Here is an 18357-nt window from a genome sequence, read left to right on the forward strand (position 1 = left end):
ATTGGTAATATTGGAAGTGGTGCTATCACTAATACAGGTGGTACTTTTAGTGTAAATAATTCTAATTTTATTAATAATACTGGTAGTAATAGTGGAGCCATATACAATACTGGTAAATTTAATGTGAGTTATTCTAACTTCACAGGTAATAATGGTAGTTCTACTGGAGGAGCTATTTATTCTACTAATGCAGTTAATATTGATTACTCTAACTTCATTTCAAACTCTAGAGCTATTCATTTAGTTCCAGGTGATACTAGATCTAATATCTCTAATTCTAACTTCACAAATAATACTGTAGCTATGTATATTTCTAGTAATTATACAAGTGTAACTCAAAATAATATCATTAATAATAATCAGGGAATTGTTATTTATGGTACTGCTTCTCGAATTCTAGGAGTTAAAATTAATTATAATCGTATTTTTAATAATACTAATACAACTGGTTATGATCTTGAAAATTTAGGTAATGTTAATGCTACTTTAAATTGGTGGGGCTCAAATAATCCTAAAATTAATGTAGGAAGTCCTGCAAACTACTTCATTGTAAACATCAGTAATATTAATCCAAATACCTTAAATTATAGTTTAGTTTTAAATAATGGTAATGTTGAATATGATTTAAGTTTAATGCCTGATTTTAATGGTTCTATTTCATCTAGTCTTGGTGTTGATATTTTTGATGCTAAAGATAATAATATATTAACATATTCACCAGAATATGTACACATTGAAGTGGATAATTATGGCTTTGTTCTTTCAACTGATGTTTATGTAAATGCTACAGGTGGAAATGACAATAATGATGGTAGTAGTTGGGATACAGCTCTCGTATCAATTAATAAAGCTTTATGGATGGTTAAAGAGAATGGAATAATACATATTGCAGGTGATAGTGTAGGAATAGTGTATTCTGGTGTTTTAAATCGTAATCAACTTATTAACATTACTAATGTTACATTAAGTGGTGAGTATGGTAAAGTTAATATTACTGGTGAAGGGACCTCTAATATATTTAATGTAACTGTAGCTGGAGTTAATTTAGTTAATTTAACATTAACAAATGGTAGAAGTCCAAATAATGGTGGTGCAATTTACATTGCTTTAGGTAGTAGTCTCAATATAGATAACTGTACATTTGTTAGTAATATTGCTACATACAATGGAAGTTCTATTTATAACAATGGTGTTTTGGCTATTCAAGGTTCTAATTTCACAGGAACGACTGCTGGTAATGGTAATATCTTTAACAATGGTACTAACCTCAATATATCTAACTCTACTTTCAGTAATAATAATGCAAATGGATATGGTGGAGCTATTTATAACTTTGCAAATGGACCTGTTACCATAAGTGATTCTATATTTACAAACAATAATGCATCTTCTTACAATGGTGGAGCAATCTATAATACAAGAGGAGATATTAATATAAGTAGATCCAATTTCACAAGCAATGGTAATAATTATGCTAATTATGGTAATAATATATATAATGCCCTAGGTAACACCATTATTATTACTGATTCTAGTTTTTTAAATAACAGTGTTGCTATTTATAATCAAGGAAATCTCACAATATTAGATACTAATTTCGCAAGCAACCCTATTGGTATTACAAATAATGGTGCAAACAGTAATACTACTGTTATTAACTCTAGTTTTACTAGTAATGCAATAGGTATTTCTAATGAAGGTAAATTTAACTTAGACAACTCTAGTTTCATTAACAATAATAATACTGGTATTTCAAACACTGGAACATTTATCACTGATAACTCTAATTTTATTAATAATAGTAACACAGGTATTTCAAACACTGGAACATTTAACTTAAATAACTCTAATTTTACTTACAACAATGGAAATACTGCAGGTATCTATAATACTGGAGGTACTTTTGTAGTGGACAATTCTAATTTTATTAATAATACTGGTAGTACTAGTGGAGCTATTTACAATAGTGCTAAATTAAATGTAAGTAATTCTAATTTCACAGGTAACACTGGTAGTACTAGTGGAGCTATCTATTCTATTGCAGGTCTTAATGTTATTTATTCAAATTTTATTTCAAATTCCAGAGCTATCTATTCAGGTCCTGGTGATACTAGATCTAATATTTCTAACTCTAATTTCACAAATAATGGTATGGCTCTCTATATTTACAGTAACAGTACAAGCATAACTCAGAATAATATTATTAACAATAATCAAGGAATTTTTATTTCTACTACTCGTGTAAATGGAGTTAAAGTTAACTATAACCGTATTTTTAATAATACTAATGGTACTGGTTATGATCTTGAAAATTTAGGTAGTGCTAATGCTACTTTAAATTGGTGGGGAAATAATAATCCTAAAATTAGTGGAGGAACTCCTGCAAACTACTTCATAGTAAATATTAGCAACATGAACTTAATTACATTAGACTACAGTTTAGTTTTAAACATAGGTAGTGATTATGATTTAAGTTTATTACCTGATTTCAATGGTTCAATTTCATATAATAATGGATCTAGTGATATTTTCAATGCTAAAGAGGATAATACTTTAGCATACTCTCCAGAATATGTTGATATTGTAGTGGATAATTATAGATTTATAGAATCAATATATGTTTATGTGAATGCTACAGGTGGAAACGATAATAATAACGGAACTACATGGACTAGTTCACTTGCAACAATTGAACAAGCTTTAAAACAAGTTTCTAATGGAGGAACAATTTATCTTGCAGGATCTAACTATAACAATACAAATGGTCTAGATTTAAACAATACTAAATTAATTATTAATAAAACTATTAATTTTGTAGGAGCAAGTGCCTTAAGTGGTGAGGTTATAATTAATGGATTAAATAATGGTCGATTGTTTAATATTACTAGTGGGCAAAATGTTACTTTTACTAATATTACATTTGCAAATAGCTATTTAACAGGCTCAGGAAATAATGGTGCAATTTATATAAACAATAGTAATGTTACATTTACAAACTCTAATTTTGTAAATAACACTGCATATGATGGTGGTGCTATATATTATAATGGAACTAATTATAGTGGAACTAGTTATAATGGAACTAATTCTGAATTAATAATAAATAACTCAACATTCACAAATAATAAAGCATCTAACAATGGTGGAGCTATTTATAACATCGGTAGTTTTAATTTAAGTGGTTCTAATTTCATTAACAATAGTGCAAATTTTGGTGGAGCAGTTTATAATGTAGGAATAGACTTCCTTGCAAATGAAAATAATTTCATAAACAATACTGCAACTAACAATTATGGTGGAGCTATTTTAAACTATGGGAATAATTCTAGCTTTATAAATAATAATTTTACAAATAACAAAGCACTTTATATAGGTGGAGCTATTTTAGACTATGGAAATAATACAGTCTTTATAAACAATAATTTTACAAATAATGCAGTAACCACTACTTCAACTAGTTATAATTATGGTGGAGCAATAGTTAGTGTTGGAATTGATAATACAGTGATTAATAATACTTTTATAAATAACACTGCAAGAAGTGGTGGAGCTATTTCTGCCTCAGGAGCTAACTTCACTATAAATAATTCCCTATTTTTAAATAATAGTGGAGCTTATGGTGGAGCTATTAACTCCACAGGTCCTAATTTTGTTTTAGGTAGTAATATTACTTTTGTTAATAATTCTGCAACTGCTTATGGTGGTGCTATTTATAATACTGGTGTTAATTTTACTGTAGGTAATGATAGCACTTTTGCTAATAATAATAATAATAATAATAATATCTTTATTAATAATTCTGCTACAACTAATGGTGGTGCTATTTATAATACTGGTGTTAATTTTACTATAGGTGATAACAGTATTTTTGTTAATAATTCTGCTATTAATGGTAGTATTATTTATAATTATGGTGGTACTGGTTTTGTTCTAGGAAATAATAGTACTTTTGTTAATAATTCAGCTATTGGCTGGGGTGGTATTTATAATACTGGTGTTAATTTTACTGTAGGTAATGATAGCACTTTTGCTAATAATTTTGTTAGGGATCATGATGGTGCTGCTATTTATAATACTGGTAGTGGTTTTATTGTAGGCAATAATAGTAATTTTATTAATAACACTGTTGGTGGTAATGGAGCTGTTATTTATAATACTGGTCCTAATTTTATTACAGGTGATAATAGTACTTTTGTTAATAATTCTGCAACTGGATATGGGGGTGTTATTTATAATACTGGCAGTGGTTTTGTTGTAGGTAATAGTAGTATTTTTATTCATAATTCTGCTACAAGTAATGGTGGTGCTATTTATAATACTGGAGCTAGTTTTATTGTAGGTAATAGCAGTACTTTTGTTAGTAACTCTGCTATTAATGGTAGTGCAATTTATATTCAAGCAGGAAGTATAACTGTAAATTATAATCGTTTTTATAATAATGTTGGAAATGGTCAAGTTTATATAAATGGTGGAACTGCTAGTCTTGATTATAATTGGTGGGGAGATAGTAATAACCCAGAAGAGAAATCAGTAAAGCGAAATAGTGGAACATTAACATTAAATAATTATTTCATAGTTGAGGTTAACTCAGTATTAATTAATGAAACCAGCGGACAAACTACATTTGAATATACTTTCTCTATTAATGATAGCAGTGATTATGAATTAGATCTTCTTCCAGATTTTAATGGAAATTTAAGAGATAAAGATGGTCAAACAAACATTACTTTTGATGCAAAAGTAAATAATAGCTATATTATAAGTATTACTCCAGAAAGCACAAATAGATTAAAATTCACTGTAGATAGTTTTTATGCAGTGTTTTTTACTGAAATAAGTTCTGCTTATGTTAATGCTACTGGTGGAAGTGATGATAACTTTGGAACTGGTTGGGATGATGCACTTGCAACAATAGAAAAAGCATTAGAATATGTTCAAGATGGAGGAACAATATATCTCGCAGGAAATAGCTATAATAATAGTAATAGCTTAGGATTAAGAAATACGAACCTTGTTATTAGTAAAAATCTTACTTTTGTAGGTGTAACTGCATTAGGTGGAGAAGTAATACTTGATGGACTAAATAGTAATGCTAGAATATTCAGTATAAACAGTGGATTAAATGTCACTTTCTTAAACATAACATTTGTAAATAGTAAATTAACAGGAACTAATAACAATGGTAGTGCAATTTATGTAAACACCAATAGCTTAGTTACAATAATCAACTCCAACTTCATAAATAACAGTGCATATAGTGGAGGAGCTATATATAATGTAGCGACTAACCTTTCAATTATTAACTCAACTTTTAAAAACAATAATGCAAGTTATTCTGGTGGTGCAATTTTAAACACAGGAATTAATTTCACTATTTTAAATTCCAACTTCATAAATAACAGTGCAATTAATGGCGGTGGAGCAGTAAATAACACTGGTGCAAATTTCACTGTAAATAATAGTAATTTTACAAACAACACTGCAGTTTATGGTGGTGCCATGAGAACTGGTGGTATTTATAATCTCATAAGTAATAACAGCTTTATAAACAACAGTGCAGGAGCTGATGGTGGAGCAATACTTTCATATGGTGTAAATTTCACATTATTATCTAATATTTTATTAAATAACAGTGCAAGATATGGTGGAGCATTATACACATTGGGAGCTGGAGCAAATATAAGTTATAATAGATTCTACAACAATCATGCTAATGATACTACAGTTGGTGATAATCAATACCTTGTAAATGCTGGTGGAACTGGAACTGCTAACTATAATTGGTGGGGAAACAACACTAACCCACTTTTAGGATCTATACAACTATATAATACTGGAACCATAACATTAACTAATTATTTCCAAGCTGAAGTCATCACAACACTAATTAACATAGCTAGTGGAGAAACTACCTTTGAATATAGTTTCCATCTTAATGATAGTAGTGCCTTTGATAGTAATCTTCTTCCAAATTTCGATGGATCTATAACAGATAAAAATGGTGAAATAAATATTATACTAATTCCAGAAAATAATAGCTACATATTAAACATAACTCCTGAAAGCACAAATAAAGTGAAGTTTGCTATTGATGGATTCCGTGCAATATTCTTTAATGATAATAACATGACTTATGTTAATGCTACTGGTGGAAGTGATGATAACTGGGGAACTAGTTGGGATGATGCACTTGCAACAATAGAAAAAGCATTAGAATATGTTCAAGATGGAGGAACAATTTATATTGCAGGAAATAACTATAACAACACAAATGGCTTACCATTAAAGAACACAAACCTTAATATTAATAAAAATGTGACTTTAATGGGTGCAACAGCTCTAAGTGGAGAAGTTATAATTGATGGTTTAAATAGTAATAATAGATTATTCAATATCTTAAGTGGTAGCAATGTTACATTTATTAACCTAACCTTAGCAAATACTAAATTTACTTCTAGTTATGGGTCAGTGTATGTAAATAACGGAGCTATTCTTAATTTAATAGGATCTAATTTAATCAATAACACTGCAGTATCTGGTGGAGCTATTTATAACCATGGAACTCTTAACATTCAAAATAGTTCATTTATAAATAATACTGCTAGTTCTGAAGGTGGAGCTATTACTAATATTGGAGGTACTAATAGTGGAGGTACTCTTAATATTAGAAATAGTAGCTTTATAAACAGTAGTGCTGGAGCTAGAGGAGGAGCAATTTATAATTCTGGATTAAATGTTATTATAGAAAATAATGTTCTCTTTGATAACAATCGTGGTACATATGCAGGTGGAGCTATTTATAATTATGGAACTAATATGACCATTAGAAACAATGTTAGTTTTATAAATAACTATGCTACTTCTACCTCACCTAACGAAAACTATGGTGGTGGAGCTATTTATAATTATAGAAATATGAACTTATTTATCAGTGATACTCTCTTTGAAAATAACCACAATACTGATGTTGGTGGAGCTATTGACAACTGGGGTGCCATGACTGTTATAAATTCCGCATTCACAAATAATTATGCAACACTAACTGCCACATATCTAGGTGAACAAGATGGTGCTGCTGGAGCTATTATGCATGATGGAAGTGGTTTAATTATTATAAACACAACATTTACTGGTAATTATGCAGCACATGCAGGTGCAATTGATAATAGGAATGGTGGTAATACTCTTATAACAAACTGTACTTTCATTGGAAATCATGTTACAACACATGGTGGTGCAATCAATAACCATGCAAACATCCTGAATGTGACTGTAATCGATTCTGTCTTTATTAATAACACTGCAGGTGATAGAGGAGGAGCTATGGATATTCAAAACACTCCTATGAATGTGACCAACTGTACTTTTGTTAATAATAGTGCAGTTAATAGTGGAGGGGCTATTTCATGTACTTCTCAGCGCACTAACATTACATTTGCTGAATTTGATGGAAACAGTGCGAAAACTGGAGGGGCTATATATGTTAGTGGAGGCTCATATTTAAACGTTTTCAGTTCTAATTTCATAAACAATCGAGCTACTGTAAGTGCTGGAGCCTTGTATAGTTCAGGTGGATCTTATGTTGTTGTTAATTACAATAGATTCTATAGGAACACCCTTAATGGAAATACTGAAGGAGCAGTTTATTTCTCAAGTTCAAATGGTAATGCTAACTATAATTGGTGGGGAACTAATAATAATCCTATTGGAAACAATGCAACTCTTGCAACAGGTATTTTAAATAATTGGTATGTTTTAAGATTATCTCTAAATTATACATTAAGTACAATATCTAATGCAACATTTAATTATCTTATACTTGAACCTGCATCATTATCATATAATTTAACATTAAATGATCCAACTTTAGCTCATAGTCCTGATAGATTACCATATTTCCTAGTAAATGTTAATGTTTTAAATCAAACAATTCCATTTAATGGTACAAGTGGTGATATAAGAATTGTAAGTTTTGCTCAAGATGATATTATATTATATAATTTAACTGATGAGTATGCAATTAATGCACTTTCAGATGATGAAGATGTTATACTTAAAATTAAAGCAGCTGTAAATGATAGGCTTTCAATTATTAAAATAGCTGATGTTTATGTTGTATCTCATTATGATACAGTAACATTTACCATAGTAGTTACTAATGAAGGTCCATCTACTATTACTAATGTGAAATTTACAGATTTATTAGACAGCAGATTTGAACTAATTAACTATACTGGTGGAATATCTTATGATAATACCACTGGTATTTGGGAATTAGGAGATATTGAAGGTTATGGTAGTGTAACATTAACCATGACAGTTAATGCAACAGGACTTGGAGAGGTAACTAATCTTGCTTGGAATGTAACTGCAGATCAAGAGCTAGATGATCCTGATATAAATAGTTCAGTTGAAATAGACATATTACCACTAGTAAATGTAACCATAATTAAGGTAGTTAATGTAACAGGAAATTATACTACTCATATTGGAGATACAGTTAAATATACTATTAATATTACAAATCATGGTCCAGATGCTACACTTGCAAATGTTTTTGTCTATGAGATGTTAAGTGAAAAACTAGAATATGTAAATCACACATCAACTCATGGAACCTTTGATTCACCTAGTGGAATTTGGCATATAGGAACACTTGATGTAAATGAAACAGCTACACTTGAAATTGAAGCTATTATACTTGAAAGTGGAACCATAGTAAACACTGCAGAACTAAACACTGAAATTCCTAACTTAAACAATAACACAACAGTTACAGTCGAATTTGAAGTAGGGGACGTAAATGTAAGTATAATTAAAGTATCCAATGCAACAGGATCTAATAATGTAGGAGACATAATAAACTACACCATCACAATAATTAACTATGGATTAACCAATGCAACTGGCGTATATGTTTATGATAATTTAAATACAAGTAAAGTACAATATATTGATCATTCCGCTTCAATAGGTAGCTATAATCCAATTACAGGTATGTGGAATATTAGTGATTTGAATTCTGGTGAAACAGTAGAATTAAACATAACAGTATTGATCATTGGAACAGGAAATATAATCAACACAGCAAATGTAACCACTAATGAAACTAACACTAACAACAAAACCAATGACACAGAAATCTTTAATGTCGACAATGAAATTAATGTAACCATTATTAAAGTATCTAATGCAACAGAAAATAATCATGTAGGAGACAACATAACCTACACAATAACCATATTTAACGATGGCTTAACCAATGCTACTGATGTTTATGTAATGGATAATTTAGATTTCACTAAAGTACAGTTCATTAGTGCATCTGCAAGTATAGGAACATATAATAATACATCTGGAATTTGGACAATTGGAAACATTGATGCAGGAACCAATGCAACATTATATATTAATGTTACAATCACAGGAACTGGAATAATAGTTAACACCGCAAATGTAACTACAACTGAAACCAACATCAACAACAAAACTAATGATACAGAAGTCTTTAATGTAACTGATGAAGTTAATGTAACCATTATTAAAGTATCTAATGCAACAGAAAATAATCATGTAGGAGACAACGTAACTTACACAATAACCATATTTAACGATGGTTTAACTAATGCATCTGATGTTTATGTAATGGATAATTTAGATTTCACTAAAGTACAGTTCATTAGTGCATCTGCAAGTATAGGAACATATAATAATACATCTGGGATTTGGACAATTGGAAACCTTGAAGCTGGAACCAATGCAACATTATATATTAATGTTATAATCACAGGAACTGGAATAATAGTTAACACTGCAAATGTAACTACAACTGAAACCAACATCAACAACAAAACTAATGATACAGAAGTCTTTAATGTAACTGATGATGTTAATGTAACCATTATTAAAGTATCTAATGCAACAGCAAACAATCATGTAGGAGATAATATAACCTACACAATAACCATCATAAACTATGGTTTAACCAATGCAACTGATGTTTATGCAATAGATAATTTAGATCATACTAAAGTACAATTCATTAATGCATATGCAAGTACAGGAACATATAATAATATAGAAGGAATTTGGACAATTGGAAACCTAACAGCTGGAACCAGTGCAACATTATACATAAATGTAACAATCACAGGAACAGGAATAATAGCTAACAATGCAAATGTAACCACAAGCGAAAATAATACTAATAATCAAACTAATGATACAGAAATTTTTAATGTAACTGATGATGTTAATGTAACTATTATTAAAGTGTCTAATGCAACAGCAAACGATCGCGTTTATACTGGAGTTGTTTCAGCGAAACCTAAATCTTTATCTAATGCAACAGTAAACAATTATGTTGGAGACAACATAACTTATACAATAACTATAATTAATTATGGTTTAACTAATGCAACTAATGTTTATGTAATGGATAATTTAGATTACAGTAAAGTGCAATTCATTAGTGCATCTGCAAGTATGGGAACATATAATAATACGACTGGAATTTGGACTATTGGAAACTTAGAAGCTGGAGCCAGTGTTACATTAGATATTGAAGTTACAATAATTGGAACTGGAATAATATTTAACAATGCAAATGTAACTACAAACGAAAACAACATTAATAATCAAACTAATGATACAGAAATCTTTAATGTTGGAGACGAAGTTAATGTAACTATTATTAAAGTGTCTAATGCAACAGAAAATAATCATGTTGGGGACAATATAACTTACACAATAACCATAATTAACGATGGTTTAACTAATGCATCTGATGTTTATGTTATGGATAATTTAGATTACAGTAAAGTGCAATTCATTAGTGCATCTGCAAGTATGGGAACATACAACAATACAACAGGAAGATGGACTATTGGAAACTTAGAAGCTGGAACCAGTGTGACACTATATATTAATGTTACAATCACAGGAACTGGAATAGTATTTAATAATGCAAATGTAACTACAAACGAAAACAATACTAATAATCAAACTAATGATACAGAAATTTTTAATGTCACTGATGAGGTTAATGTAACTATTATTAAAGTGTCTAATGCAACAGAAAATAATTATGTTGGGGACAATATAACTTACACAATAACCATAATTAATAATGGTTTAACTAATGCAACTGATGTTTATGTAATGGATAACTTAGATCACACCAAAGTGCAATTCATAGATGCATTTACAAATACTGGAACATATAATAATACGACTGGAATTTGGACTATTGGAAACTTAGAAGCTGGAGCCAGTGTGACACTATACATAAATGTGACAATCACAGGAACTGGGATAATAGCTAACACTGCAAATGTAACTACACATGAGAACAACATTAACAACAAAACTAATGATACAGAAATCTTTAATGTCACTGATGATGTTAATGTAACTATTATTAAGATCTCTAATGCAACAGCAAGCAATCATGTTGGGGATAATATAACTTACACAATAACTATAATTAATCATGGTTTAACTAATGCATCTGATGTTTATGTTATGGATAATTTAGATTATACTAAAGTGCAATTCATTAGTGCATCTGCAAGTATGGGAACATATAATAATACGACTGGAATTTGGACTATTGGAAATTTAGAAGTTGGAGCTAGTGTGACACTATACATAAATGTGACAATCACAGGAACTGGAATAGTATTTAATAATGCAAATCTAACCACAAGCGAAAATAATACTAATAATCAAACTAATGATACAGAAATTTTTAATGTCACTGATGAGGTTAATGTAACTATTATTAAGATCTCTAATGCAACAGCAAACAATCATGTTGGAGACAATATAAATTACACAATAACCATAATCAATTTTGGTTTAACTAATGCAACTAATGTTTATGTAATGGATAACTTAGACTACAGCAAAGTGCAATTCATAGATGCATTTACAAATACTGGAACATATAATAATACGACTGGAATTTGGACTATTGGAAACTTAGAAGCTGGAGCCAGTGTTACATTAGATATTGAAGTTACAATAATTGGAACTGGAATAATATTTAACAATGCAAATGTAACTACAAACGAAAACAACATTAATAATCAAACTAATGATACAGAAATCTTTAATGTTGGAGACGAAGTTAATGTAACTATTATTAAGGTGTCTAATGCAACAGAAAACAATCATGTTGGAGACAATATAACTTACACAATAACCATAATTAACGATGGTTTAACTAATGCAACTGATGTTTATGCAATGGATAATTTAGATCACAGTAAAGTGCAATTCATTAGTGCATCTGCAAGTATTGGAACATATGATAATACAACTGGAATTTGGACTATTGGAAATTTAGAAGCTGGAACCAGTGTGACACTATATATAAATGTGACAATCACAGGAACAGGAATAATAGCTAACACTGCAAATGTAACTACAAACGAAAATAATACTAATAATCAAACTAATGATACAGAAATTTTTAATGTCACTGATGAGGTTAATGTAACTATTATTAAGGTGTCTAATGCAACAGTAAATAATCATGTTGGGGACAATATAACTTACACAATAACTATTATAAACTATGGTTTAACTAATGCAACTGATGTTTATGTAATGGATAACTTAGATTATACTAAAGTGCAATTCATTAGTGCATCTGCAAGTATGGGAACATACAATAGTACAACTGGGATTTGGACTGTTGGAAATTTAGAAGCTGGAGCCAGTGTGACACTATATATTAATGTTACAATCACAGGAACTGGAATAATAGCTAATACTGCAAATGTAACTACAAATGAAAATAATACTAATAATCAAACTAATGATACAGAAATTTTTAATGTCACTGATGATGTTAATGTAACTATTATTAAAGTGTCTAATGCAACAGAAAATAATCATGTTGGGGACAATATAACTTACACAATAACCATAATTAATAATGGTTTAACTAATGCATCTGATGTTTATGTTATGGATAATTTAGATTACAGTAAAGTGCAATTCATTAGTGCATCTGCAAGTATGGGAACATATAATAATACGACTGGAATTTGGACTATTGGAAATTTAGAAGCTGGAGCCAGTGTGACACTATATATTAATGTTACAATCACAGGAACTGGAATAATAGCTAACAATGCAAATGTAACTACACATGAGAACAACATTAACAACAAAACTAATGATACAGAAATTTTTAATGTCACTGATGAGGTTAATGTAACTATTATTAAGATCTCTAATGCGACAGTAAGCAATCATGTTGGGGATAGTATAACTTACACAATAACTGTAATTAATCATGGTTTAACTAATGCATCTGATGTTTATGTTATGGATAATTTAGATTATACTAAAGTGCAATTCATTAGTGCATCTGCAAGTATGGGAACATATAATAATACGACTGGAATTTGGACTATTGGAAATTTAGAAGCTGGAACCAGTGTTACATTAGATATTGAAGTTACAATAATTGGAACTGGAATAGTATTTAATAATGCAAATGTAACTACAAACGAAAACAACATTAATAATCAAACTAATGATACAGAAATCTTTAATGTTGGAGACGAAGTTAATGTAACTATTATTAAAGTGTCTAATGCAACAGAAAATAATCATGTTGGGGACAATATAACTTACACAATAACTGTAATTAATCATGGTTTAACTAATGCATCTGATGTTTATGTTATGGATAATTTAGATCATACTAAAGTGCAATTCATTAGTGCATCTGCAAGTATGGGAACATACAACAATACAACAGGAAGATGGACTATTGGGAATCTTGAAGCTGGAACTACTGCTACATTAACTATTAATGTTACAATAACTGGAACTGGAATAATATTTAATAATGCAAATGTAACTACAAATGAAAATAATACTAATAATCAGACTAATGATACAGAAATTTTTAATGTGTCTGATGAGGTTAATGTAACTATTATTAAGGTGTCTAATGCAACAGTAAATAATCATGTTGGAGATAATGTAACTTATACAATAACTGTAATTAATTATGGTTTAACTAATGCATCTGATGTTTATGTTATGGATAATTTGGATCATACTAAATTACAATTCATTAGTGCATCTGCAAGTATGGGAACATACAACAATACAACAGGAAGATGGACTATTGGGAATCTTGAAGCAGGAACCAGTGCAACACTATATATAAATGTAACAATCACTGGAACTGGAATAATAGCTAATACCGCAAACGTAACTACAAGTGAAAATAATACTAATAATCAGACTAATGATACAGAAATCTTTAATGTGACTGATGAGGTCAATGTAACTATTATTAAAGTGTCTAATGCAACAGTAAATAATCATGTTGGAGATAATGTAACTTATACAATAACTGTAATTAATTATGGTTTGACTAATGCATCTGATGTTTATGTTATGGATAATTTAGATTATACTAAAGTGCAATTCATTAGTGCATCTGCAAGTATGGGAGCATATAATAATGTAACAGGAAGATGGACTATTGGGGACCTTGAAGCTGGAGCTACTGCTACATTAACTATTAATGTTACAATCATTGGAACTGGAATAATATTTAATAATGCAAATGTGACTACAAGTGAAAATAATACTAATAATCAGACTAATGATACAGAGATCTTTAATGTGTCTGATGAGGTTAATGTAACTATTATTAAGGTGTCTAATGCAACAGTAAATAATCATGTTGGAGATAATGTAACTTACACAATAACCATAATTAACTATGGGTTAACTAATGCATCTGATGTTTATGTTATGGATAATTTAGATCATAATAAAGTGCAATTCATTAGTGCATCTGCAAGTATGGGAACATACAACAATACAACAGGAAGATGGACTATTGGGGACCTTGATGCAGGAACTACTGCTACATTAACTATTAATGTTACAATTACTGGAACTGGAATAATATTTAATAATGCAAATGTGACTACAAGTGAAAATAATACTAATAACCAGACTAATGATACAGAAATCTTTAATGTGGCTGATGATGTTAATGTAACTATTATTAAGGTCTCTAATGCAACAGTAAATAATCATGTTGGAGATAATGTAACTTATACAATAACCATAATCAATCATGGTTTAACTAATGCATCTGATGTTTATGTAATGGATAATTTAGATTATACTAAAGTACAATTCATTAGTGCATCTGCAAGTATGGGAGCATATAATAATGTAACAGGAAGATGGACTATTGGGGACCTTGAAGCTGGAGCTACTGCTACATTAACTATTAATGTTACAATCATTGGAACTGGAATAATATTTAATAATGCAAATGTGACTACAAGTGAAAATAATACTAATAATCAGACTAATGATACAGAGATCTTTAATGTGTCTGATGAGGTTAATGTAACTATTATTAAGGTGTCTAATGCAACAGTAAATAATCATGTTGGAGATAATGTAACTTATACAATAACTGTAATTAATTATGGTTTAACTAATGCATCTGATGTTTTTGTAATGGATAATTTGGATTATACTAAAGTACAATTTATCAATGCATCTGCAAGTATGGGAGCATATGATAATGCAACAGGAAGATGGACTATTGGGGACCTTGAAGCTGGAGCTACTGCCACATTAATTATTAATGTTACAATAACTGGAACTGGAATAATATTTAATAATGCAAATGTGACTACAAGTGAAAATAATACTAATAATCAAACTAACGATACAGAAATATTCAATGTAACTGATGAAGTCAATGCAACCATTATTAAAATATCCAATGCAACAGAAAACAATCATGTTGGAGATAATGTAACTTATACAATAACTGTAATTAATTATGGTTTAACTAATGCATCTGATGTTTTTGTAATGGATAATTTGGATTATACTAAAGTACAATTTATCAATGCATCTGCAAGTATAGGAACATACAACAATACAACAGGAAGATGGACTATTGGAAACCTTGAAGCAGGAACCAGCGCAACACTATACATAAATGTAACAATCACAGGAACCAGAATAATAGCTAATACCGCAAATGTAACTACAAGTGAAAATAATACTAATAATCAGACTAATGATACAGAGATCTTTAATGTGACTGATGAGGTCAATGTAACTATTATTAAGGTCTCTAATGCAACAGTAAATAATCATGTTGGAGATAATGTAACTTATACAATAACTGTAATTAATTATGGTTTGACTAATGCATCTGATGTTTATGTTATGGATAATTTGGATTATACTAAAGTGCAATTCATTAGTGCATCTGCAAGTATGGGAGTATATAATAATGTAACAGGAAGATGGACTATTGGGGACCTTGAAGCTGGAGCTACTGCTACATTAACTATTAATGTTACAATAATTGGAACTGGAATAGTATTTAATAATGCAAATGTGACTACAAGTGAAAGTAATACTAATAATCAGACTAATGATACAGAAATCTTTAATGTGTCTGATGATGTTGATGTAACTATTATTAAGGTGTCTAATGCAACAGTAAATAATCATGTTGGAGATAATGTAACTTATACAATAACTATAATAAACTATGGTCTAACCAATGCATCTGATGTTTATGTTATGGATAATTTAGATCATACTAAAGTGCAATTCATCAGTGCATCTGCAAGTATAGGCATGTATGATAATGTTACTGGGAAATGGACTATTGGAAATTTAACAGCTGGAACCAATGCAACATTATTTATTAATGTTACAACAACTGGAACTGGAATAATAGCTAACACTGCAAATGTAACTACAAGTGAAAATAATACTAATAATGAAACTAATGATACAGTTATTTTCAATGTGACTGATGATGTTAATGTGACTATTATTAAGGTTTCTAATGCAACAGTAAACAATCATATAGGTGACAATGTAACATACACAATAACTATAATAAACTATGGACTAACTAATGCAACTGGTGTATATGTAGTAGACAACCTAGATTACACAAAAATACAATACATCAATGCATCTGCAAACACAGGAACCTACGATAACACAACAGGAATCTGGACAATTGGAAACCTAACATCAGGAACCACTGCTACATTAACTATTAATGTTACAATTATGGGAATTGGAACAATAATTAACACTGCAAATGTAACTACAAGTGAAAATAATACTAATAATCAAACAAATGACACAGAAATATTCAATGTGACTGATGAAGTTAATGTAACAATCATTAAAATATCTAATGCTACTGAAATCAATTATGTTGGAGACAGTGTAATTTACACAATAACTATAGTAAACTATGGATTAACCAACGCAACTGGTGTATATGTAGTAGACAATCTAGATTACACAAAATTACAATTCAATGATGCATCTGCAAGTATAGGAATATATGATAACACAACAGGAATTTGGACAATTGGAAATTTAACAGTAGGAACCAATGCAACATTAAACATAAATGTTACAATCACAGGAATTGGAACCGTAATCAACACTGCGAGTCTAATCACTCATGAGGACAATACAAATAATCAAACAAATGACACTGTAATATTTAATGTAAGTGATGATGTTAATGTGACTATTATTAAAGTATCAAATGCTACTGAAATCAATTATGTTGGGGACACTATAACTTACACTATCATTATTATTAACCAAGGTCCAACTAATGCAACAGGAGTATATGTAACTGATAATTTAGATCACAGTAAAATACAATTTATAAATGCTAGTGCAACACAAGGTAGTTATGATGTTGGGGAGGGTATATGGACAGTAGGAAATCTTGAAGCTGGAGCAAATGTAACATTAACAATTAATGTTACTGTAACATCTGAAGGAATAATAGTCAACACTGCCACTGTAAATACAAATGAAAACAATACTAATGATCAAATCAATGACACAGCTACATTCATTGCTAATACTACAGAAGAACCAATTATTAATGAAACTGAAGATAAAATAAATTATACGCCTAATATACCAATACCTCCTGTTGAAAATGATACAGATAAAGGTGATGACATCACTTTTGAACATAAAGAAAATGAACCAATAGAACCTGAGCCAATAGTCAAACATCCAATGAAAGCCAAAGCTGTTGCAATGAAAACAACTGGTGTTCCATTGATAGTTATTATAATGGTTTTAAGTTTATTTGGCTTAATTTCAATTAAAAGAAAAAGCTCACATTCTTTAAAAGTAGAAAAAGATAATTGAATTAAAAGTGGAACAATTTCACATTTGCTAAAAAAAAATTAATAGTGGAATAAATACAGTTACAGGTAATGGCGATATAATTAATATCTAATGGTGAATATAAAGGAGCATGAAACAAGAAAATCACCA

General features: G+C 29.7%; 1 protein-coding gene. It reads left to right on the forward strand.

Going from position 1 to position 18357, the window contains the following annotated elements; translation table 11 throughout:
• Nucleotides 1–123: 123 nt before the first annotated feature.
• A complete protein-coding gene (locus tag MBFIL_RS10655) occupies nt 124–18228 on the forward strand; it encodes a DUF11 domain-containing protein (RefSeq protein WP_211261741.1) in 18105 nt (6034 codons plus the stop codon).
• Nucleotides 18229–18357: the final 129 nt, after the last annotated feature.

Origin of the sequence: Methanobrevibacter filiformis (genome assembly GCF_001639265.1) — an archaeon.
GTDB lineage: Archaea > Methanobacteriota > Methanobacteria > Methanobacteriales > Methanobacteriaceae > Methanacia > Methanacia filiformis.